The 2,029-nt window shown below is 72.6% G+C and carries 2 protein-coding genes; both read right to left on the reverse strand.

The features are described from left to right. Positions 1-146: 146 nt before the first annotated feature. Positions 147-680, reverse strand: a complete 534-nt coding sequence (locus tag ACWF94_RS39495; protein ID WP_453499964.1) for an ATP-binding protein — start codon at positions 678-680, stop codon at positions 147-149. Between the two features lie 263 nt (positions 681-943). Then, positions 944-1,750 (reverse strand): SAM-dependent methyltransferase, encoded by an 807-nt coding sequence (locus ACWF94_RS39500; RefSeq protein WP_453499966.1) that lies wholly within the window; start codon positions 1,748-1,750, stop codon positions 944-946. Between the last annotated feature and the right edge of the window lie 279 nt (positions 1,751-2,029).

Raw genomic sequence — 2,029 nt, forward strand, 5'->3', positions numbered from 1 at the left:
GGGGGGGGGCCGCCGGGCTCCGGGTCGGGGCCCCGCCCGGGGGGGGGGGGCCCGGCGGGCGGGGCGGGGGGGGCGCGGCCCCGCGCCCCCCCCCCCCCCGCGGCCGGTACCCGGCGCGGGGGTGCGGTCCCGTGTGCCGCAGGGGATCAGCGGGCGGCGGCGATCCGGCCGGGTTCCCGGGCTCCCTGCCGGGTCCCCCAGTCGAGATCCCACTCGACGGGCGTATCGGCGGGCAGCGGCCTGACCTCCCGGACGGGTGGCATCGGCGCGCGGGCGGTGCGCGGGACGCGCTCGGCCTGCTTCACCCGCCTGCTGAACCAGATCACCTTGCCCGTGGCCGTACCACAGGTGCCCCAGCTGTCGCTGAGCACCGCGACGGTGGCGAGTCCGCCGGTGGCGGGGCAGGAGCTGGTCAGCCGGGGCATCCGGGGATCGTTGTCGGCGACGGACACGATCAGATGGCGTCCGGTCCAGCGCAGCTCGACCACGCAGGTCTTGTCACCGGGGACGTGCCGCACCACATTGGCGATCAGCTCGTCGACCGCCCGGCAGACGGGGTTGATATGGGGTTCGAGCTTCCAGTACCTCAGATGCGCCCCGAGGATGCGCCGGATCTGAGGTATCCGCTCGGTTGATGCCTGCACTTCCACGGTGTACCGGCAGGCGGCCTGAACGTGCATGACCGTTGGCTCCTCACCGCGACCGGGCTGGTCTCTTCGGCTACAGGACCCCGAGTGCGAAGAGTGACCATGTGTCGCTTCTGGGTCACTCAACAGAGTGACCCGAGGTGCCCCGGACCGCAACACATCGCCCATCCGGAGCAGACCGGCCCGGTGCGCCGGGGCACATCCGGACCCGGTGGCCCGGCCTCCCGGGTCCGATGGCCTGGCCTCCCGGGTCCGGTCGGGTGAGGGACCGGACCGGCGGGACGCGGGCACCCGCCTCACACCTTGACGGCGACTCCCCCGTACAGCGGTGCCGGCATCCCCCCGGGTTCCTGATCACCGGGTTCCGGGTTCCAGTCCGAGACGAGCTGGACTCCGGGGCCGATCAGTTCCAGTCCGTCGAAGAACGCGGCGAACTCGGCCCGCGAGCGCATCTGGAGCGGCACTCCGCCGTTCCGGTAGATCTCCACGACCCGTTCGACGGTGGCGGCGGGGTCGCGGTCGCCCGTCCCGTGAGAGAGCACCAGATGGCTGCCGGGGGCGAGGGGTTCGAGGAGTCGCGCAAGGATTCCCCGGGGGTCGTGCTCGTCGGGGACGAAGTGCAGCAGCGCCACCAGGGAGAGGGCGATGGGCTGGTCGAAGTCGAGCACGGAACGCGCGCCTTCGAGGATGGTGTCCGGGTCCCGGACATCGGCCTGGATGTACTCCGTCCGGCCCTCGGGAGTGCCGCGCAGCAGCGCCTCGGCGTGCCGGAGCACGATGGGGTCGTTGTCCACGTACGCCACCCGGGTGTCCGGCGCGACACCCTGGGCGACCTGATGGAGGTTGGGCTCGGTGGGTATGCCGGTGCCGACGTCGAGAAACTGGCGGACGCCCTGCTGGGCGAGCCCGCGGACGGCCCGGTGCATAAAGCGGCGGTTGGCCAGCGCGGCGGCCCTGCCGTGCGGAACCAGGGCGAGCACCTGCTCGGCCGCCGCGGCGTCGGCCGGGTAGTGGTCCTTCCCCTGAAGGTAATAATCGTACATACGCGCGGGATGCGGCCTGCTGGTGTCGATCATTCCGGAGTCGTCGGGGGCGTCCGTCATGCTCGTCCTCCATGTTCGGTCGGGACTCGGTCCGTGCGGCGGGTCGGCCGTTCTCCGCCGTTTCCGTGGGGCGACGGGCCGTGCTGTCGGGACACCGGGTCCGGTCCCCGAGCCGCGAGGGCGGACCGCGCCTACCCCTCGGCCGCAACTCCCTTTTCCCGAAAGCGTGTTGACACGCAGTGTGTCATGGCAGGCACACAGTGGTGGGTGCTGCCTCCGGCCAGGGGGCGCGGGATCATCCCGTCAGGGCCGCCGGTTCGCCCAGTCGCCGGGCGGCCG

Source organism: Streptomyces sp. NPDC055078 (genome assembly GCF_053607985.1).

Excerpts from the sequence above, each read along its gene's own strand:
- ACWF94_RS39495 (WP_453499964.1), bottom strand. The coding sequence starts at position 680 with ATGCACGTTCAGGCCGCCTGCCGGTACACCGTGGAAGTGCAGGCATCA.
- ACWF94_RS39500 (WP_453499966.1), bottom strand. The coding sequence starts at position 1,750 with ATGACGGACGCCCCCGACGACTCCGGAATGATCGACACCAGCAGGCCG.